The 17,484-nt window shown below is 64.2% G+C and carries 19 protein-coding genes; 3 read left to right on the top strand and 16 right to left on the bottom strand.

From position 1 onward, the window contains the following. Positions 1-50: 50 nt before the first annotated feature. The 7 genes from ACFPOU_RS00775 to ACFPOU_RS00805 all read right to left on the bottom strand — a co-directional run bounded on the left by ACFPOU_RS00775 (position 51) and on the right by ACFPOU_RS00805 (position 6,004). The gene (locus ACFPOU_RS00775; protein WP_379715685.1) at positions 51-989 is read right to left on the bottom strand and encodes a CysB family HTH-type transcriptional regulator; all 939 of its coding nucleotides are present in this window, start codon (positions 987-989) and stop codon (positions 51-53) included. Further along, positions 986-2,059 (bottom strand): sulfate/molybdate ABC transporter ATP-binding protein, encoded by a 1,074-nt coding sequence (locus ACFPOU_RS00780; protein ID WP_379715688.1) that lies wholly within the window; start codon positions 2,057-2,059, stop codon positions 986-988. The genes ACFPOU_RS00775 and ACFPOU_RS00780 overlap by 4 nt, the downstream gene beginning before the upstream one ends. Next, positions 2,056-2,964: a sulfate ABC transporter permease subunit CysW gene (gene cysW, locus ACFPOU_RS00785; RefSeq protein WP_379715691.1), complete on the bottom strand. Its 909-nt coding sequence runs from the start codon at positions 2,962-2,964 to the stop codon at positions 2,056-2,058. The genes ACFPOU_RS00780 and cysW overlap by 4 nt, the downstream gene beginning before the upstream one ends. Next, complete coding sequence (cysT, locus tag ACFPOU_RS00790; protein WP_379715694.1) at positions 2,961-3,803, bottom strand: sulfate ABC transporter permease subunit CysT; 843 nt, start codon at positions 3,801-3,803, stop codon at positions 2,961-2,963. Before cysT ends, cysW begins: the two co-directional genes overlap by 4 nt. A gap of 136 nt (positions 3,804-3,939) precedes the next feature. Next, entirely contained in the window at positions 3,940-4,713 is a 774-nt protein-coding gene (locus tag ACFPOU_RS00795; RefSeq protein WP_379715697.1) for a sulfite exporter TauE/SafE family protein, read from the bottom strand. A 150-nt stretch (positions 4,714-4,863) separates the two neighbouring features. After that, complete coding sequence (locus ACFPOU_RS00800) at positions 4,864-5,502, bottom strand: peroxiredoxin (RefSeq protein ID WP_379715700.1); 639 nt, start codon at positions 5,500-5,502, stop codon at positions 4,864-4,866. Positions 5,503-5,617: 115 nt separating this feature from the next. Continuing rightward, a complete protein-coding gene (locus tag ACFPOU_RS00805; protein WP_379715703.1) occupies positions 5,618-6,004 on the bottom strand; it encodes a diacylglycerol kinase in 387 nt (128 codons plus the stop codon). 154 nt (positions 6,005-6,158) lie between these two features. On the opposite strand from ACFPOU_RS00805, the gene ACFPOU_RS00810 reads away from it, so the two are divergent. Continuing rightward, positions 6,159-6,944, top strand: coding sequence for an IclR family transcriptional regulator (locus ACFPOU_RS00810; protein ID WP_379715706.1), 786 nt, complete (start codon positions 6,159-6,161; stop codon positions 6,942-6,944). Between the two features lie 52 nt (positions 6,945-6,996). On the opposite strand, the gene ACFPOU_RS00815 is transcribed toward ACFPOU_RS00810, so the two are convergent. The 3 genes from ACFPOU_RS00815 to ACFPOU_RS00825 all read right to left on the bottom strand — a co-directional run bounded on the left by ACFPOU_RS00815 (position 6,997) and on the right by ACFPOU_RS00825 (position 9,990). Beyond that, on the bottom strand, positions 6,997-8,196 hold the full coding sequence (locus tag ACFPOU_RS00815; RefSeq protein ID WP_379715709.1) for a serine hydrolase: 1,200 nt from the start codon (positions 8,194-8,196) through the stop codon (positions 6,997-6,999). A gap of 178 nt (positions 8,197-8,374) precedes the next feature. Further along, a complete protein-coding gene (locus ACFPOU_RS00820; protein WP_379715712.1) occupies positions 8,375-9,070 on the bottom strand; it encodes a nitroreductase in 696 nt (231 codons plus the stop codon). After that, complete coding sequence (locus ACFPOU_RS00825; protein ID WP_379715715.1) at positions 9,067-9,990, bottom strand: DMT family transporter; 924 nt, start codon at positions 9,988-9,990, stop codon at positions 9,067-9,069. Before ACFPOU_RS00825 ends, ACFPOU_RS00820 begins: the two co-directional genes overlap by 4 nt. Positions 9,991-10,297: 307 nt before the next feature. Between ACFPOU_RS00825 and phaP the strand changes: the two genes are divergently transcribed. Then, positions 10,298-10,885: a TIGR01841 family phasin gene (phaP, locus tag ACFPOU_RS00830; protein ID WP_379715718.1), complete on the top strand. Its 588-nt coding sequence runs from the start codon at positions 10,298-10,300 to the stop codon at positions 10,883-10,885. Positions 10,886-10,977: 92 nt separating this feature from the next. Here the strand turns inward: phaP and ACFPOU_RS00835 are convergent, their stop codons facing one another. From ACFPOU_RS00835 to ACFPOU_RS00860, 6 genes are all read right to left on the bottom strand, one after another. After that, positions 10,978-11,712: an ABC transporter ATP-binding protein gene (locus ACFPOU_RS00835; protein ID WP_379715721.1), complete on the bottom strand. Its 735-nt coding sequence runs from the start codon at positions 11,710-11,712 to the stop codon at positions 10,978-10,980. Beyond that, positions 11,712-12,482, bottom strand: a complete 771-nt coding sequence (locus ACFPOU_RS00840; RefSeq protein WP_379715724.1) for an ABC transporter ATP-binding protein — start codon at positions 12,480-12,482, stop codon at positions 11,712-11,714. Before ACFPOU_RS00840 ends, ACFPOU_RS00835 begins: the two co-directional genes overlap by 1 nt. A gap of 12 nt (positions 12,483-12,494) precedes the next feature. After that, positions 12,495-13,706, bottom strand: a complete 1,212-nt coding sequence (locus ACFPOU_RS00845; RefSeq protein ID WP_379715727.1) for an ABC transporter permease subunit — start codon at positions 13,704-13,706, stop codon at positions 12,495-12,497. A gap of 10 nt (positions 13,707-13,716) precedes the next feature. Next, on the bottom strand, positions 13,717-14,652 hold the full coding sequence (locus ACFPOU_RS00850) for a branched-chain amino acid ABC transporter permease (RefSeq protein WP_379715730.1): 936 nt from the start codon (positions 14,650-14,652) through the stop codon (positions 13,717-13,719). A gap of 256 nt (positions 14,653-14,908) precedes the next feature. Continuing rightward, complete coding sequence (ispH, locus tag ACFPOU_RS00855; protein ID WP_379715733.1) at positions 14,909-15,865, bottom strand: 4-hydroxy-3-methylbut-2-enyl diphosphate reductase; 957 nt, start codon at positions 15,863-15,865, stop codon at positions 14,909-14,911. A gap of 10 nt (positions 15,866-15,875) precedes the next feature. Then, complete coding sequence (locus ACFPOU_RS00860) at positions 15,876-16,328, bottom strand: FKBP-type peptidyl-prolyl cis-trans isomerase (protein ID WP_379715736.1); 453 nt, start codon at positions 16,326-16,328, stop codon at positions 15,876-15,878. 304 nt (positions 16,329-16,632) lie between these two features. Here ACFPOU_RS00860 and radC point away from each other — a divergent pair, with 304 nt between their 5' ends. Further along, on the top strand, positions 16,633-17,304 hold the full coding sequence (radC, locus tag ACFPOU_RS00865; RefSeq protein ID WP_379715739.1) for a RadC family protein: 672 nt from the start codon (positions 16,633-16,635) through the stop codon (positions 17,302-17,304). Positions 17,305-17,484 lie beyond the last annotated feature (180 nt).

Genomic DNA, 17,484 nt, shown 5'->3' on the forward strand with positions numbered 1-17,484 from the left:
AATGGGCGCCGCATGACCTTGCCGGCGCCGCCCGGCGCCGCGCCGGGCATTTAGATCGCCACCGCCTCATCCGCCTGCAAACTGCGCTCGATGTCCGAGCGCGTCACGCCCGGCGCGAAGCGCTCGATGAAATGATATGCATACGCCCGCAGGTAGGCCCCGCGCCGCACCGCCAGGCGCGTCACGTTCGGCGCGAACAGGTGCGACGATTCGATCGCCCGCAGCCCCTTGTCGCGGCCATCGTCGAAGGCCATCGAGGCGATGATCCCCACCCCCATCCCGAGCGACACATACTGCTTGATGACGTCCGAATCCATGGCCGTCAAGACCATGTCCGGCGCCAGCCCGGCCCCGGCGAACGCATCGTCGATATGGCCGCGGCCGGTGTAGCCGACGTCGTAGGTGATCAAGGGATGCTCGGCCAGGTCTTCCAGGCGCAGCGGGAGTTTGCCCAGCAGCGGGTGGCCGTCCGGCGCCACCACCACATGGCTCCAGCGGTAGCACGGAAACGACACCAGGTCCGGGAAGGTCGACAGGCCTTCGGTGGCGATGCCGATGTCGGCCCGTCCCGACAGCACGTATTCGGCGATGTGCTCCGGTGCGCTCTGCTGCAAGGCGATGCGCACGTTCGGAAACGCATTGCGGAACGATTGCACCACCTGCGGCAGCGCGTAGCGCGCCTGGGTGTGGGTAACGGCAATGGTCAGCGTGCCGCTGTCCTGGGCCGAGTATTCCTGGCTCGCCTGCGCCAGGTTTTCCGCTTCCACCAGCAGGCGCTCGACGATCTTCAGGATGCCCTTGCCGGGCGCGGTCAGGCCGGTCAGGCGCTTGCCGTTGCGCTCGAAGATCACGACGCCCAGCTCGTCCTCGAGTTCGCGGATCTGGCGCGACACGCCCGGCTGCGAGGTAAACAGCGCGTTGGCGACATCGGTCAGGTTGAAATTGCGACGCGCGGCTTCACGGACCGAGCGCAGCTGCTGGAAGTTCATATGCCGCCGCCCTCGTCGACGAAGACCTGGATCTGGCGCGGACGCACGAGCAGGGTCTCGCCTTCCTTCAGGCCCAGGCCGGCGAAGCGCTCGTTGGGAATCACCGCCTCGATCAGCTGGGCGGTATCGAGCCGTTCGAGGTCGAGCTGGGCCAGCGGGCCGATCGCATGCGCGCGGCGCAGCTTCACGGCGATGCCCGGCTGGCCCGCCACGTAGCGTTCCACTTCCAGGTCGTGCGGGCGCACGTAGCCGATGCCGTCGGCGTTCTGCACCGCGACATGGCCGGGCGCGTCGAACAGCGCGTCGCCGCTGGCCAGCACGCCGTCGTGCACGCGGCCGTGGAACAGGTTGACGTTGCCCAGGAAGCTGTAGACGAAGGGCGAAGCGGGCGCGTTGTACACGCTTTCCGGCGTGCCCAGCTGCTCGACGCGGCCCTTGTTCATGACGACCACCTGGTCGGCCACTTCCAGCGCTTCTTCCTGGTCGTGGGTGACGAAGATCGAGGTCACGTGCAGGTCGTCGTGCAGGCGGCGCAGCCAGCGGCGCAATTCCTTGCGCACCTTGGCGTCCAGGGCGCCGAACGGTTCGTCGAGCAGCAGCACGCGCGGCTCGACGGCCAGGGCGCGCGCCAGCGCGATACGCTGGCGCTGGCCGCCCGAGAGCTGCGGCGGATAGCGGTCGGCGATCCAGTCGAGCTGGACGAGTTCGAGCAGCTGCTTGACCTTGTCGCGGATCTGCTGCTCGCTCGGGCGCTCCTTGCGCGGGCGCACGCGCAGGCCGAACGCCACGTTCTCGAACACCGTCATGTGCTTGAACAGCGCGTAGTGCTGGAACACGAAGCCGACCTGGCGCTCGCGCACGTGGCTGCTGGAGGCATCCTGGCCGTCCAGCAGCACGGCGCCCGAGTCCGGATGTTCCAGGCCGGCGATGATGCGCAGCAGCGTGGTCTTGCCGCAGCCGGAGGGGCCGAGCAAGGCGGTCAGCTCGCCGTTGGGGAACTGCAGCGAGACGTCGTCGAGGGCCGTGAACTGGCCGAACTGCTTGCGGATGTGTTGGACTTCGATCGTCATTGCGTGCGCTCCGTGGTACCGGCGTCGTCACGCATGGACAGGTGCAGACGCCATTCGATAAAGGACTTGATGGCCAGCGTCACCAGGGCGAGCAGCGCCAGCAGGGATGCGATCGCGAACGCGGCCGTGAAGTTGTATTCGTTGTAGAGAATCTCGACCTGCAGCGGCATGGTGTTGGTTTCGCCGCGGATGTGGCCCGAGACCACCGACACCGCGCCGAACTCGCCCATCGCGCGCGCATTGCACAGGATGACGCCGTACAGCAGGCCCCACTTGATGTTCGGGAGCGTCACGCGGCGGAAGGTCTGCCAGCCGGACGCGCCCAGCACCAGCGCCGCTTCTTCCTCCTCGGTGCCCTGCTGCTGCATCAGTGGAATCAGTTCGCGCGCCACGAACGGGAAAGTGATGAAGACCGTGGCCAGCACGATGCCCGGCACCGCGAACAGGATCTTGATGTCGTGCTCCATCAGCCACTCGCCGAACCAGCCCTGGGCGCCGAACAGCAGCACGTAGATCAGGCCGGCGATCACCGGCGAGACCGAGAACGGCAGGTCGATGAGCGTGAGCAGCACGCTCTTGCCGCGGAATTCGAATTTGGCGATGGCCCAGGCGGCGGCGACGCCGAAGACCAGGTTCAGCGGCACGGCGATGCCGGCGGCGATCAGGGTCAGCTTGATGGCGGAAACGGCGTCCGGATCGAGGATCGCGGCGACATAGGTATCCCAGCCTTTCTTGAAGGCCTCGGTGAAGACGGCCACCAGCGGCACGAACAGGAACAGGGTCAGGAAGGCCAGGGCAATGGCGATCAGGGTCCAGCGCACCCAGTTCGGCTCGAAGGCATTGGTTTTCACGCGACGCACCGCGGGTGCCGCCGCGTCAATGGGTTTGTCCAGCACGGCGCTCATTTCTTGCCTGCCCTTCTGCGGGTCCAGGCCTGCAACAGGTTGATCGTCAAGAGCAGGATGAACGAGAACACCAGCATCACGACCGCGATCGCGGTGGCGCCGGCGTAGTCGTACTGCTCGAGCTTGGTGATGATGAACAGGGGCGTGATCTCGGACACCATCGGCAGGTTGCCGGCGATGAAGATGACCGAGCCGTATTCGCCGGTGGCGCGCGCGAATGCCAGCGCGAAGCCGGTCAGCAAGGCCGGCACGATCGTCGGCAGGATCACGCGCCAGAACGTCTGGAGCGGACTGGCGCCCAGGCTGGCCGCCGCTTCCTCAAGCTCGCGCTCGGCTTCTTCCAGCACCGGCTGCACGGTACGCACGACGAAGGGCAGCCCGATGAAGGTCAGCGCCACGACCACGCCGAGCGGGGTGAACGCGACCTTGATGCCGAACTGTTCGAGATATTTGCCGATCCAGCCATTGTTCGAATACAGGGCGGTCAGCGTGATGCCGGCCACGGCGGTGGGCAGCGCGAACGGCAGGTCGACCAGGGCGTCGACAAACCGTTTACCCGGAAACTTGTAGCGCACCAGCACCCAGGCGACGATGCCGCCGAAGACCACGTTCAGGCTGGCCGCGATCAGCGAGGCGCCGAAGCTGAGCTTGTAGGAAGCGACCACGCGCTCGGAGGTGACCGCGGTCCAGAAGGCTTCCCAGGTCATGGTGAAGGTTTTCAGGAAGACGGCCGACAACGGGATCAGCACGATCAGTGCGAGATAAAAGATCGTGAATCCGAGCGACAAGCCGAAGCCGGGGATCACCCTGCCCGGCGCGCGCGGCTGAATTAGTTTCATGGCGTCCTTATTACAAATTCTTCTAATGGAGCGTCATAATCTCACTGTCATCTCATAAACCAAACGAACGAATCTTCATTTGCATAGATGAATTAAGCTATTAGCGCCCGGATGCCTGGTGCGCCGGCTGGCCGCGTCAGTAAATGAGCTTGGCGGCGACACCGGTCAGCGCCAGGGCCAGCAAGGTGCGCAGGAAGCGCTCCGGCACCTTGCGGGCGAGCATCGAACCGAGCGTGATACCCGGCAGCGAACCGATGAGCAGCGTCAGCAGCAGCGTCCAGTCGATCGAGCCGAGCCACCAGTGGCCGAGGGCGGCGATCGCCGTCAGCGGCACGGCGTAGGCGATGTCGGTACCCGCCACTTCGGCCGGGGTCAGCTTCGGATACAGCATCACCAGCAGGGTCGCGCCGATGGCGCCGGCGCCGATCGAGGAAACGGTGACGAGTACGCCCAGGACCGCGCCCGAGACCACGGTGGCCGTGACCAGGCTGTTGCCCTGCAACTGGCGCGAAGGCTTGGCGTGCATCCAGGCCAGCATGCGCTTGCGAAACAGTAGCGCGACCACGGTCAGCATGACCGAACCGGCGATCGAATAGCGGATGAGCTGGCCGATCCCGGCGTCGAGCGCCCCGAAGTGGCGCAGGCCGAGCGTGGCGACGAAGGCGGCGGGCAGCGCCCCGAGGCAGAGGCGGCGCACGATGGCCCAGTCGACGGTGCCGTTGAGGCGGTGGGTGATGGTGCCGGCGCCCTTGGTGATGGAGGCGAAGGCAAGGTCGGTGCCGACCGCGACGGTGGGCGAGACGCCGAACAGCAGGGTCAGGAGCGGCGTCATCAGCGAACCGCCACCGACGCCGGTCATTCCGACAAGCAAGCCGACGCCGAATCCGGCAGTGATATAGGTAAGCAGCATGGCCCAAGAGTAAGCCGGGTCAGCCGTGGGGCAAAGGATGGGTTTCTTATTTGCTTATGCGTGCAGGGCGACGGGGGTCGCCGCGACACGAAAAATCACCCGCTCGACGCGGGGTGGACCGGAAGCGGTGCCGCCCGGTCCACTCCGTGATTATTTATTCGGCTGCGGGGTCAAGCGCAGATACGGCCGCGGCGCGGTGAATCCTTTTGGATACTTCTCAGCAATCACCGCCGGGTCCTGCACCGTCAATGGAATGATGACGTCGTCCCCATCCTTCCAGTTGCCCGGCGTGGCCACCGAATAACCGTCCGTCAGCTGCAGCGCATCGAGCACGCGCAGCACTTCGTCGAAGTTGCGGCCGGTGCTCATCGGATAGGTGATGGTCAGGCGGATCTTCTTGTTCGGGTCGATCACGAACAGCGAACGCACCGTGGCCGTGGCCGACATTGCCGGGTGGATCATGTCGTACAGGGTGGAGACGGATTTATCGGCGTCGGCGATGATCGGGAAGCCGACCACGGTCTGCTGGGTTTCCTCGATGTCGCGGATCCAGTCCTTGTGCTGCTCGGCTGGGTCGACCGAGAGCGCGATCGCTTTCACGTTGCGCTTGTCGAATTCCGGCTTCAGCTTGGCCGTCAGGCCCAGTTCGGTCGTGCATACCGGCGTGAAATCGGCCGGGTGCGAAAACAGCACGACCCAGGAATCGCCGGCCCACTCGTGAAAGCGAATGCGGCCGATGGTGGAATCCTGCTCGAAGTCGGGGGCGGTGTCGCCGAGGCGTAAGGTCATGGTCATCTCCGGGAGTTGTCGAGGGAAGGCCGCGGCGACAGATCAGGTCGCCGCAAGCCATCCGGCTATTCTGAGGCATTTTCGACAAGCTTGCCATGCCGTTGCCGCGCTCCGCCTACATGAACCGGTTATACAGCACCGTGCCCCAGGTGATCGCGGCAAGCAGCATCGTCAGGCCGACCGCGGCGCTGCCGAAGTCCTTGGCGTTTTTCGACAGGGGATGCTTTTCCAGCGAAATACGGTCGACGATCGCTTCGATTGCCGAATTGACGAGTTCAACGATCAGCACGAGCAGCAAGACGCCGATCAGCGCCAGTTTCTGGAAGCCCGACACCGGCAGCACCCAGGCAAATACCAGGCCGAGCAGGAAAACCAGCACTTCCTGGCGGAACGCATGTTCTATGCGCCAAGCCATGGCCAGGCCCTGCACGGTATAGCTCGACGCGGCCAGGATGCGCTTGAAGCCGCCCTTGCTCTTGAATTCGCTGGTCGGTTGTTCCATCATATTTCCAAGAAGACACTAAGAATTGTCATTATGCCCGTTCGGCGCCGACATGCGCAGGTTGGCTCCCAAGATGCACGACATGCGCGAAAAGGTCGCCGCTTTTCGCATTATGGTATAAAGTAGGCATGATACTGCACTGCACCAACACATCATGAAAATCGAAACACTTGAACCGCCCAAGACCTCGATCCAGGTGATTGAACGCATGGTCGCCCTGCTCGATGCGCTGGCCACCTATCCCGATCCCGTCAGCCTGAAGGAATTGTCGAAGGTCTCGGGCCTGCATCCGTCGACCGCGCACCGCATCCTGAACGACATGGTCGTCACCCGCTTCGTCGACCGCGTCGAGCCGGGCACCTACCGGCTCGGCATGCGCCTGCTGGAACTGGGCAATGTCGTGAAAAGCCGGCTGTCGGTGCGCGAAGCGGCGCTCGACTTCATGCGCGCCCTGCACAAGAAAACCCAGCAGACGGTGAACCTGTCGGTGCGCCAGGGCGACGAGATCGTCTACATCGACCGCGCCTTCTCCGAGCGCTCCGGCATGCAGGTGGTGCGCGCGATCGGCGGACGCGGGCCCTTGCACCTCACCTCGACCGGCAAGCTGTTCCTGTCGGTGGACGAAGCCAAGGCGATCCGGGCCTACGCCACGCGTACCGGGCTTGCCGGCCACAACAAGAATTCGATCACCGACCTCACCAAGCTCGAGCGCGAGCTGGGCCTGGTACGCGCGCGCGGCTATGCGCGCGACAACGAGGAACTGGAACTGGGCGTGCGCTGCATGGCCGCCGGCATCTACGACGACAGCGGCAAGCTGGTGGCCGGCCTGTCGATCTCGGCCCCGGCCGACCGCCTGCAGGAAGACTGGCTCGACGACCTGGTGCAGACCGCCGGACAGATTTCGGCAACGCTGGGCTTCCGGCCAGCCTCGATGGCCTAAGACACGACAAAGGCGCCCGCGGGCGCCTTTGTCGTATCAGCCTGTGGCCGTGTTACCGTTTCTGCAGCACGGTTGCCGCCGAAACGGCAGAGAAGGAGCTGGGCGCGGACTCGCCGATGCCCACCGGGCTTGCAAGCGGCACGTCGATGGTGTCGGGCGTGAGCGCCTCCAGCCAGCGCCGCATGCGGCCGGCGTCGGCCGTGCGCGACATCCGCCCCTTCGAGTCGAGGAAGACCATGATCACGTTACGGCCCTGGATCATCGCCTGCATCACCAGGCAGCGCCCCGCTTCATTGATGAAGCCGGTCTTTTGCAAGCCGATGTTCCAGTCCGGCAGGCGCACCAGGTAGTTCGTATTGTTGTAGCGCATCGGACGCCCGCTCGCCTCGACCACCCAGTTCGGATCGGTCGAATACTGGCGCAGCAACGGTTTTCGGTGGGCATGGGCCACCAGTTTCGCCAGGTCGCGCGCGCTCGAGACATTCTGGCTCGACAGGCCGCTGGCGTCGACAAAGCGCGTATCGTTCATGCCCAGCTCGCGCGCCGTGGCGTTCATCGCCGCCACGAAGGCGTGGATGCCGCCCGGGTAGTTGCGCCCGAGCGCGGACGCCGCGCGGTTTTCCGAACTCATCAGCGCAATGTGCAGCAGGTTGCCGCGCGTCATGCGGGCGCCGACGGGCAGGCGCGAGCTGCTGAACTTGTGGCGGTCGACGTCGTCGTCGCTGACGACCAGGGTCTGGTTGAGGTCGAGATTGGCTTCGACCACGACCAGGCCGGTCATCAGCTTGGTAATCGAGGCGATCGGCAGCGGCACGTTGGCGTTCTTTTCGAACAGCACTTCCGAACTGTTCTGGTCCATCACGAAGGCGACGTTCGAGGCCAGCGACAGCGGATCGCGCGTCTGGTTCAGGCCGGCGATATCGCCCGCGGTCCGTGCCGCGGGTATAGCCAGCACGGCCGGCGCGGCGCGCCGTACCGTTTGATACAGGACCCGGCGCTTGCCGCGCACCGACACCACGCGGCGCACGATGCGCTGGCGGCCGTCGGCCGCGGGAATGCTCGCCACGTCCCTGCGCTTGCCCTTGCGGGTTGCCTTGGCAGCGGCTTTCTTGACGGGTTTCTTCTTGACTACCGGGCGCTTGGCTTCCCGTGCAGCGGCCTGCGCACCGGCACCGGCACCGGCGCCGGCGGCCGACACCGGTTCGGCAACGAGGAACAGCGACACCAGGACAGACAACAGGAGCTTCAACATTTCTACTTCCTTTTTACGCGAACCGGTGAGGCCTTTACTAAAGTGTATTCGCCCACAACTCGACTGCAAGCGAATTTACCATCGCCTCGCCTATTTTGCCGCACAACAACGGACTGGAGCGTAAAGCAGCTTGCTTGGTGGACTGTTCTCCTCTGAATTGTGTGATGAGCGCAACACCTTAATTAACAAAACGTACAAACCCGGCAAGCGGCTCGCGCTCGGTGACGAGCGAATTCTCGATGCGGGACGGATCGGCCCAGCCCAGCGCCATGCCGCATACCACCGTTTCGTTCGACGGCAGCGCCAGTTGCCTGGCGATGATGCGATGGTATTGGGTAAAGGCCGCCTGCGGGCAGGTGTCGAGGCCGCGCCCGCGCGCCGCCACCATGATGTTCTGCAGGAACATGCCGTAGTCGAGCCAGGAGCCCTGTTCCATGATGCGGTCGATCGTGAAGATCAAGCCCACCGGCGCATCGAAAAAACGGAAATTGCGTGCGTGCTGGGCCGCCATGCCGGCCTTGTCCTCGCGCGACAGGCCGAGCAGGCCGTACAGGTCCCAGCCGACCTTGCGGCGGCGGTCGATGAAGGGCGAAACCCATTCGCGCGGATAGTAGGCGTATTCCTCGCTGTGCTGGCGCGACTGCTCGGGGTCGGTGTGCGCGGCGAGAATCGCCTCCGACAAGTCGACGCGCGCCTGGCCCGTGAGCACATACACTTTCCAGGGCTGGGTATTGGTGCCGGACGGGGCGCGCGCCGCCACCTCGAGGATGCGCGCGATGTCGTCCTGCTCCACCGGCTTGTCGAGGAAGGCGCGGATCGAGCGGCGCGAGGTGATGGCGGCATCGACCGCTGCTTGTTGCGGGGTTGAGATCATGGGAGCTCCTTTTTCTTGACGACGAAAGCGACGCCGGTGACGGCCACGGCCATGCCCAGCAGCCCGAGCGGGCTGAGCGACTCGCCGAACAGCAGCCAGGCCATGACGGCGGTGGTCGGCGGAGTCAGATACAGCAGGCTGGTCACTTCGGCGGCGTTGCTGCGGCGGATGAGGGTGAAAAGCAGGAAGATCGCACCGATCGACAGCGCGAAGATCGACCACAGCAGCGCGCCGACGAAGTTGGCGGTCCACACCACGTTGGAGAAGGCCGGGTCCAGCTGTTCAAAGACGATGGCGCAGGGCAGCAAGGCGGCGACGGTCGCCGCGAACTGGATCACGGTGCCGGTGCGCAAATCGAAACTGGGGCAATAGCGGCGCTGGACCATGGTGCCGGCCGTGATCGACAGCAGCGCGAACAGGCAATACAGGATGGCGGGCGTCGACAGTCCGGCCAGCTCGATCTTGGCCCCCACCACCAGCGCCACCCCGCCCAGGCCGAGCAGCAGGCCGATCCACTGGCGCGGACGCACCCGCTCGCCGATCAGGGGCGAGGCCACGGCCGTTAGGATCGGTTGCATGCCGACGATCAGCGCCGCCAGCCCGGCCGGCATGCCGATCTTGATGGCGCACCAGACCCCGCCCAGGTAACCGGCCTGCAGCAGCAGTCCGGCCAGCGCGACCTGCTTGATGCGCCCATGCGGCCAGGGCGCGCCCCAGATCAGGACGATGGGAACGAGCACCAGCAGCACGCCCAGGCAACGCAAGAGGAGAAAGGTCAGCGGCGGCGCATACGGCAGGCCGAACTTGGCCACGATGAAGCCGGTACTCCAGAGGAAGACGAAAAAGCATGGCACCAGCCAGCGGTGGCGTACGGTGAAGGCGGAGGCGGAGGCGCCTGCGGTTGCGGTGATATCGGCCATGATCTCGGAATCGAACGCCGGAACACCGGATGGCGAATAGCGTAATGGCAAGTCTAACATGGGCCGGAAAACTCTTCCGATTGCCATCCGGACCACTGGCCCGATGGCAGAGGCATTACACTAATTGTATAAAAATATTTATTCCGATGTAACGGAACAACAATCGCGATCGATATGGTGCAACGCACCAAAATCGCTTGACGGCCTCGCGAAAATGCGCAAAACTCTGTTCTGTTGCGGTGCACCATTCGGAAAAGCACCGGTTTCTAGCAGCATACCTTCCTATAACGTTTGTTTGGAGATTCCCATGTTTGCAATCCCAGAGCAGTTCTCGAATGCCACCAAAGCCAATTTCGAAACCCAATTCGCCCTGTTTTCGTCGCTGACCGCGAAAACCTTCGAAAGCATGGAAAAGCTGGTCGAGCTGAACCTCAGCACCGCCCGCGCTACCCTGGCCGACAGCTCCAACGTCGCACGCCAGCTGCTGACCGCCAAGGACCCGCAAGAGTTCTTCCAGCTGTCGGCTTCCCGCGCTCAGCCTGTTGCCGAGAAAGCCGTCGCCTACAACCGCCAGCTGGCCGCCATCGCCACCGGCACCGGCGCCGAGTTCTCGAAGGCCGCTGAAGGCCAGATCGTCGAAGCGAACCGCAAGGTCATCGCCCTGGTCGACGAAGTGAGCAAGAACGCCCCTGCCGGTTCGGAAAACTTCGTCGCCGCCGTCAAGACCGCGATCAGCAACGCCAACGCAGGCTACGAGCAGTTCAGCAAGACGACCAAGCAAGCCGTCGAAGCCATCGAAACCAACGTGAACGCGGCCGTGTCGCAGTTCTCGCAAGCCGCTGCCAAGGCACCGGGCGCCAGCGCCACTGCAGCCGCCGCTGCTGCTGCTGCCTGAAGATGGACGACCCGCTTCGGCGGGTGGTGAGAAAAGGGGCCGCCTGCATCGTCAGGCGGCCCTTTTTTATTTGCGGACAACGAAAGCGACGTCTACTCGCCCAGGTACGCCGCCTGCACCCTCGGATCGTCGAGCATCGCATTCGCGTCGCCCGTCATCGTGATCATCCCCGAATCCATCACGTAGCCCCGATGCGCCGCCTGCAGCGCCAGTTTCGCATTCTGCTCGACCAGCAGGATCGTGATGCCCTGCTTCGACACATCCCGGATCACCTCGAAGATCTTCTCGACCATGATCGGCGCCAGGCCCATCGACGGCTCGTCGAGCAGCAGCAGGGTCGGATGGCACATCAGCGCGCGCGCCATGGCCAGCATCTGCTGCTCGCCGCCGGACAAGGTGCCCGCAAGCTGGGCGGACCGTTCCTTCAGGCGCGGGAATACGCCGAACCACTTCTCGATGTCGGCTTCGATCTGCGCCTTGTCGTCGCGCGTGTAAGCACCCATGAGCAGGTTTTCGTGAATCGTCATGCGGGTGAACACCCCCCGCCCCTCCGGCACCATGGACAGCTTTTGCTGCACCAGGCGGAACGATTGCGTGCCTGCCAGCGGCTGGCCGAGGTAGGACATGCTGCCCTCGACCTTGCATGCCGGCAGCGTGCCGGTAATCGCTTTCAGGGTCGTCGTCTTGCCGGCGCCGTTGGCGCCGATCAGCGTGACCAGTTCGCCCCGGTTCACTTCCATGTCGATGCCCTTGACCGCCTTGATGCCGCCATACGACACCTTCAGCCCGGCAATTTTCAGAATGCTTTCGCTCCTCGTTTCACTCATCAGTGAGCACCTCCCAGGTAGGCCGCGATCACCGCCGGATCCTTCTGGATCTCGGCCGGCACTCCTTCGGCGATGCGCTTGCCATACTCGAGCACGGTAATCCGGTCGCACAGGCCCATCATCAGTTTCACGTCGTGCTCGATCAGCAGCACGGTCTTGCCGCCGGCCTTGATCTTGACGAGCAATTCGCGCAGCGCCAGTTTTTCGGTGGCGTTCATGCCGGCCGCCGGCTCGTCCAGCGCCAGCAGTTGTGGATCGGTGGCCAGGGCGCGCGCGATTTCCAGGCGGCGCTGGTCACCGTAGGACAGGAACTTCGCCGTGCGGCTGGCGAACTGGCCGATGCCGACGAAATCGAGCAATTCCTGGGCGCGGGCGCGGATCGATGCCTCCTCGTCGCGCGCGGCCTTGTGCCGGAAAATCGCCCCGAACACGCCCTGCTTCGAGCGCACGTGGCGCCCGACCATGACGTTTTCGAGCGCCGTCATCTCGCCGAACAGGCGGATATTCTGGAAGGTGCGCGCGATGCCCGCCTTCGCCACCGCATGCGGCGCCGAGGGCGAATACGGCTTGCCGGCCAGCTCGAAGGTGCCGCTGTCGGGCTGGTAGAGGCCGGTGATGACGTTGAAGAACGTCGTCTTGCCGGCGCCATTCGGACCGATCAGGCCGACGATCTGGCCGGGGCGGATCTGGATGCCGACATCGGTGAGCGCCTGCAGGCCGCCGAAGCGCTTGTTCACGCCGGCGATATTGAGAAGAAGTTGTTCGCTCATGGTGTCGGCGCCTCAGGCAGCCGCCTCCTTTTCCTCGTCGCGTGCGAGCGCGGCCGTTGGCCGGTCTTCGCGGTTCGGCGACGGCCACACGCCCGCCGGACGCACCAGCATGATGCCGACCAGCGCCAGGCCGTAGAGCAACTGGCGCAGCACTTCGGCTTCGATGACGACCTTGCCGAACAGCGCCATCTGCGCCGGTTCGACCACGTGGCGCAGCACCTCGGGCAAGGCCGCCAGCAGCACGCCGCCCAGCACCACGCCCGGAATGTGGCCGATACCGCCCAGCACCACCATCGCCAGCACGGCGATCGATTCGGTCAGCGAAAACGATTCCGGAGAAACGAAGCCCTGGAAGGCGCCGAACATCGCCCCGGCCACGCCGCCGAAGGAGGCGCCCATCGAAAACGCCAGCAGCTTGACGTTGCGCGTGTTGATGCCCATCGCCTTGGCCGCGATTTCGTCTTCGCGGATCGCGACCCAGGCCCGTCCCAGGCGCGAATGCTGCAAGCGGCTGGTGACGAAAATGGTGGCGATGCACAGGAACAGGAAAAGGAAGTAATAGGCGTTCACCGAGGGCATGCCGTAGCCGCCGATATACACCGTCGATTGGGACCCGGCTTCACCGGCCAGCGAGACGCCGAAGATGCGGATCGGATCGATCATGTTGATGCCCTGGGGCCCGTTCGTGAAATTGATCGGGTCGTTCAGGTTGTTCATGAAGATGCGGATGATCTCGCCGAAACCGAGCGTGACGATGGCGAGATAGTCGCCGCGCAGCTTGAGCGTCGGCGCGCCCAGCAGCGCGCCGAAGAACGCGGCCACCAGGCCGGCCAGCGGGACGATCGCCCACACCGACAGGTGGATGCCGTTTTGCTGGATGTCCGGCCCGAACAGGGCGACGAGCGACTCGCCGATCGCCGGATGATAATTGACCACCGATTCGAGCAGGGCCGCGAACTGGGGCGAGGAAAACAGCCCGACCATGTAGGCGCCGACGGCGAAGAAGGCGATGTAGCCGAGGTCGAGCAGGCCGGCGAAGCCGACCACGATGTTCAGGCCCAGCGCCAGCATGATGTAGAGCAGCGCGATGTCGATGATGCGCACCCACGAGTTGCCGAACTGGCTGGCGACGAAGGGGAAGGCCAGCAGCAGGGCCAGCAGCAAGCCCAGCGTGAGATGCGCCTGGCGCGGCTTGTGGTGGACGTCGAAAGTCAGGATTGCCATGGCGGGTCCTTTATGCGCGGTCGGCCACGCGCTCGCCCATGATGCCGGACGGACGCAGGGTGAGGACCAGGATCAGCACCACGAAGGCGAAGATGTCCTGGTAATGGCTGCCGAGGAAGCCCCCGGTCAGGTCGCCGATATAGCCGGCGCCGAGCGCCTCGATGATGCCGAGCAAAAGGCCGCCGATCATGGCGCCGTAGATATTGCCGATCCCGCCCAGCACTGCGGCGCAAAAGGCTTTCAAGCCGGGCAACACACCCATCGTGAACGTGATCGAGGCGTAATTCGCGCCCCACATCACGCCGGCCACGGCCGCGAGCGCGGCGCCGATGGCAAAGGTGGCCACGATGACGCTGTTCGAATCGACGCCCATCAGGCCGGCCACGCGGGGATTTTCCGCCACGGCGCGCATCGCGCGCCCCATCTTGGTGCGTTCGACGAGCAGCACGAGCCCCACCATGGCCAGCGCGGCCAGCACCAGCAGCAGCACCTGGGTCTGCGAAATCAGGGCGCCGCCGATCATGATCGGTTCGGACGAGAGCAGTTGCGGGAAAGGCAGCGGGCTGCGGCCCCACCATGGCATGGCCATGACGAAGGTTTGCAGCAGGATGGAGACGCCGATGGCGGTGATCAGCGGCGCCAGGCGCGGCGCATTGCGCAGGCGGCGGTAGGCAATCCGTTCGATCAGGACATTGACCAGCATCGCCACGGGGATCGCGCCCAGGATGGCGACAGCAAGCTGGACGTAGCCGGGCAAGCCGGGGAAATAAGCTTCAAGCAATTGCAGGATCGACAAGCCGACCATCGCCCCGATCATGAGGACGTCGCCATGGGCGAAGTTGATAAGGTTCAGCACCCCGTAGACCATCGTGTACCCGAGCGCGACCAGTGCATACATACTGCCTAGCACCAGCCCGTTGAGTATCTGCTGGACAAAAGTCTCCATCGTTTGCGCACCTCTTTATTTCGATAACAAAAACGGCACCCCGGAAAACCCGAAGTGCCGCTCCTTGGCCTGACGTCGTTGACTTAGCGGGACACTGGCACGCCACCGCTAACAGCATTGCTGCGACTGCGCACTGCTTCCTGCTGGGAGAAAACAGTTGCCACGACAAAAATTCCGAGCGTCGCCATCATAGCGAGGTTTTTGAAAAACTAACAACGGAAAATTGTTGCGCCGGTTATCGACACGGATGCACGACTCAAGCGACCCCGACCTTGATGCCGTCGAGTCCCTTCGGCAGCGGGAAGGTGACATGCTCTTCCACGCCCTCGAGCGCGCGCACACTGGCCGCGCCCAGCTGCCTGAGGCGGTCGATGACGGCCTGCACCAGCACTTCCGGGGCCGAAGCGCCGGCGGTGACGCCGATGCGCCTCTTGCCTGCGATCCAGGCGGAGTCGATCATGCCCGCGTTGTCGACCATGTAAGCCGGCGTGCCCAGCTTGTCGGCCAGCTCGCGCAGGCGGTTCGAGTTCGAGCTGTTCGGGCTGCCGACCACGATCACGACCTCGACCTGCGGCGCCATGAACTTCACCGCTTCCTGGCGATTGGTCGTGGCGTAGCAGATGTCGCCCTTCTTCGGTTCCATGATGTTCGGGAACCGCCGTTTCAGGGCCAGGATGATTTCGGCCGTGTCGTCGACCGACAGCGTGGTCTGCGAGACATAGGCGAGGTTGTCGGGATTGGCCACCTGCAGGGTCGCCACGTCCTCGACCGTCTCGACCAGGTGCATGCCCTCTTCGGCCTGGCCCATCGTGCCCTCCACTTCCGGGTGGCCGTCGTGGCCGATCATGATGATCTCGGCGCCGCCCTTGCGCATCTTCGACACTTCCACGTGCACCTTGGTGACCAGGGGACAGGTAGCATCGAAAATCTTCAGGCCACGCGACTCGGCTTCGGCGCGTACCGCTTTCGAGACGCCGTGGGCCGAAAATACCAGCGTATTGCCGGCCGGGACATCGTCGAGGTCTTCGATGAAGATCGCGCCCTTGTTGCGCAAGTCTTCCACGACGTACGCGTTGTGGACGATCTCGTGGCGCACGTAGATCGGCGCGCCGAACTGCTGCAGGGCGCGTTCGACGATCTCGATGGCACGGTCGACGCCGGCGCAAAAGCCGCGCGGCTGGGCAAGCAGAATCTCGTTTTCCACGTTTTCCATCGTCACTCCTTTACAGCACCGAAATCAGTTTGACTTCGAAATGCAGGTGTTGGCCGGCGAGCGGGTGGTTAAAGTCGAACAAGGCGGCGTCCTCGCGCATTTCGCGCAGCATGCCGGCAAAGCGGCCGCCGCCCGGGGCGGCGAAGTCGACCAGGTCGCCCGCCTTGTAGTCGGCGTCCGGCACCGAGTTGTCGTCGAGCGTCTGTTTCGACACCCACTGGACCAGCTCCGGATTGCGCTCGCCGAACGCTTCCTGCGCGCTCAGGATAAATGTCTTGTGTTCGCCTTCCGCCATGCCGAGCAGGCGCTCTTCCAGGAAAGGCGCGAGCTGGTTCTGGCCCAGCATCAGCGTGGCCGGATTGGTGCCGAAGGTCGTGACGATGTCGGTCCCATCCGCGCCGGCGAGGCGGTAGTGCAGGGTCAGGTAGGCCGATTCGGTGACAACAGGGGAAGCGTTGGACATGGTATGCGCTTGGTATGCGTTATGACGGGCAAACCGCTATTGTAAAGCCTGGCGCCCGTTCCCGCGTCCGGGCGCCGCTTTTTTCGGCAGCCGGCGGGGCTGGCGAAATCGTTTCCCACCCGAGTGTCGCGCGCGCGCATCGGCATGATGACGAGCGAGCAATCGCGCAGGCTGCGTATCCTGCCACGGTCCCCGCTGCCGCATTGGCGCCGGCGCCGCGCATGCAGCGGATGCGCGCCAGATCAGAACCGCTTCCTGCCCGATGCCCATAATCAGCCCTCTCTTTTGACGATAATGGAGCACCATGGGCATCAACGATTGGCCGGAACAGGACCGGCCGCGCGAACGGCTGGCGCGCGAAGGGCCGGCCGCCCTGTCGAACGCGGAATTACTGGCCATTTTCCTGCGCGTCGGCGTGCGCGGGCGCAGCGCGGTCCAGCTAGGCAGCCACATGCTCGATCACTTCGGCTCGCTGCAAGCCTTGCTGCATGCGACGCCCCAGGAATTCTCGCAGGTACATGGCCTGGGCCTGGCCAAGTACGCGCAGCTGCAAGCGGTGATGGAATTGTCGCGCCGTGCGATCTCGGAAGAATTCTTCCGCCACGCGCTGTGTTCGCCCGACGTCGTCAAGACCTATTTGCGTGGCAAGTTTGGCTTGCAGGCTTACGAATCCTTCGTCGTCCTGTTCGTCGACGTCAAGAACCGCCTGATCGATGCGCAGGAAATGTTTCGCGGCACCCTCACCCACACCAGCGTCTACCCGCGGGAGGTCGTGATGGCCGCCCTGCGCCGCAACGCCTCTGGCGTGATGCTGGCGCACAACCACCCCTCCGGGATGGCCGAGCCGAGCGAGGCGGATATCCGGCTCACGCGCAGCTTGAGCCAGGCGCTAGGCTTGATCGACGTGCGCGTGCTCGACCATTTCGTGGTGGCCGGGACACGGGTGCATTCCTTCGCCGAGCATGGCCAGCTTTAAGACCAGGAATCGCGGTTTTTGCTGCCCGAATCGACGTTTGTCTCGGCCGCTGGCGTGGCGCCGCCGCTCGACCGGCCGCATGAAAACAAGGCGCCGGCGGCAATTTTACAATTGTTAAATTGTAGCGCATGAGCATGACACACTTGTTTTCTGCAAGTGCTTGATTCCGTGATGGTTTTC

The sequence above is a fragment of the Massilia jejuensis genome, assembly GCF_042656795.1.
Lineage (GTDB): Bacteria > Pseudomonadota > Gammaproteobacteria > Burkholderiales > Burkholderiaceae_D > Telluria > Telluria jejuensis.

Coding starts and splice junctions, on each gene's coding strand:
- ACFPOU_RS00810 (WP_379715706.1), top strand. CDS start 6,159: ATGAAAATCGAAACACTTGAACCGCCCAAGACCTCGATCCAGGTGATT.
- ACFPOU_RS00860 (WP_379715736.1), bottom strand. CDS start 16,328: ATGTCCAACGCTTCCCCTGTTGTCACCGAATCGGCCTACCTGACCCTG.
- ACFPOU_RS00815 (WP_379715709.1), bottom strand. CDS start 8,196: ATGTTGAAGCTCCTGTTGTCTGTCCTGGTGTCGCTGTTCCTCGTTGCC.
- ispH (WP_379715733.1), bottom strand. CDS start 15,865: ATGGAAAACGTGGAAAACGAGATTCTGCTTGCCCAGCCGCGCGGCTTT.
- phaP (WP_379715718.1), top strand. CDS start 10,298: ATGTTTGCAATCCCAGAGCAGTTCTCGAATGCCACCAAAGCCAATTTC.
- ACFPOU_RS00775 (WP_379715685.1), bottom strand. CDS start 989: ATGAACTTCCAGCAGCTGCGCTCGGTCCGTGAAGCCGCGCGTCGCAAT.
- ACFPOU_RS00840 (WP_379715724.1), bottom strand. CDS start 12,482: ATGAGCGAACAACTTCTTCTCAATATCGCCGGCGTGAACAAGCGCTTC.
- ACFPOU_RS00805 (WP_379715703.1), bottom strand. CDS start 6,004: ATGGAACAACCGACCAGCGAATTCAAGAGCAAGGGCGGCTTCAAGCGC.
- ACFPOU_RS00780 (WP_379715688.1), bottom strand. CDS start 2,059: ATGACGATCGAAGTCCAACACATCCGCAAGCAGTTCGGCCAGTTCACG.
- ACFPOU_RS00800 (WP_379715700.1), bottom strand. CDS start 5,502: ATGACCTTACGCCTCGGCGACACCGCCCCCGACTTCGAGCAGGATTCC.
- ACFPOU_RS00845 (WP_379715727.1), bottom strand. CDS start 13,706: ATGGCAATCCTGACTTTCGACGTCCACCACAAGCCGCGCCAGGCGCAT.
- cysW (WP_379715691.1), bottom strand. CDS start 2,964: ATGAGCGCCGTGCTGGACAAACCCATTGACGCGGCGGCACCCGCGGTG.
- ACFPOU_RS00850 (WP_379715730.1), bottom strand. CDS start 14,652: ATGGAGACTTTTGTCCAGCAGATACTCAACGGGCTGGTGCTAGGCAGT.
- radC (WP_379715739.1), top strand. CDS start 16,633: ATGGGCATCAACGATTGGCCGGAACAGGACCGGCCGCGCGAACGGCTG.
- ACFPOU_RS00825 (WP_379715715.1), bottom strand. CDS start 9,990: ATGGCCGATATCACCGCAACCGCAGGCGCCTCCGCCTCCGCCTTCACC.
- ACFPOU_RS00835 (WP_379715721.1), bottom strand. CDS start 11,712: ATGAGTGAAACGAGGAGCGAAAGCATTCTGAAAATTGCCGGGCTGAAG.
- ACFPOU_RS00820 (WP_379715712.1), bottom strand. CDS start 9,070: ATGATCTCAACCCCGCAACAAGCAGCGGTCGATGCCGCCATCACCTCG.
- ACFPOU_RS00795 (WP_379715697.1), bottom strand. CDS start 4,713: ATGCTGCTTACCTATATCACTGCCGGATTCGGCGTCGGCTTGCTTGTC.
- cysT (WP_379715694.1), bottom strand. CDS start 3,803: ATGAAACTAATTCAGCCGCGCGCGCCGGGCAGGGTGATCCCCGGCTTC.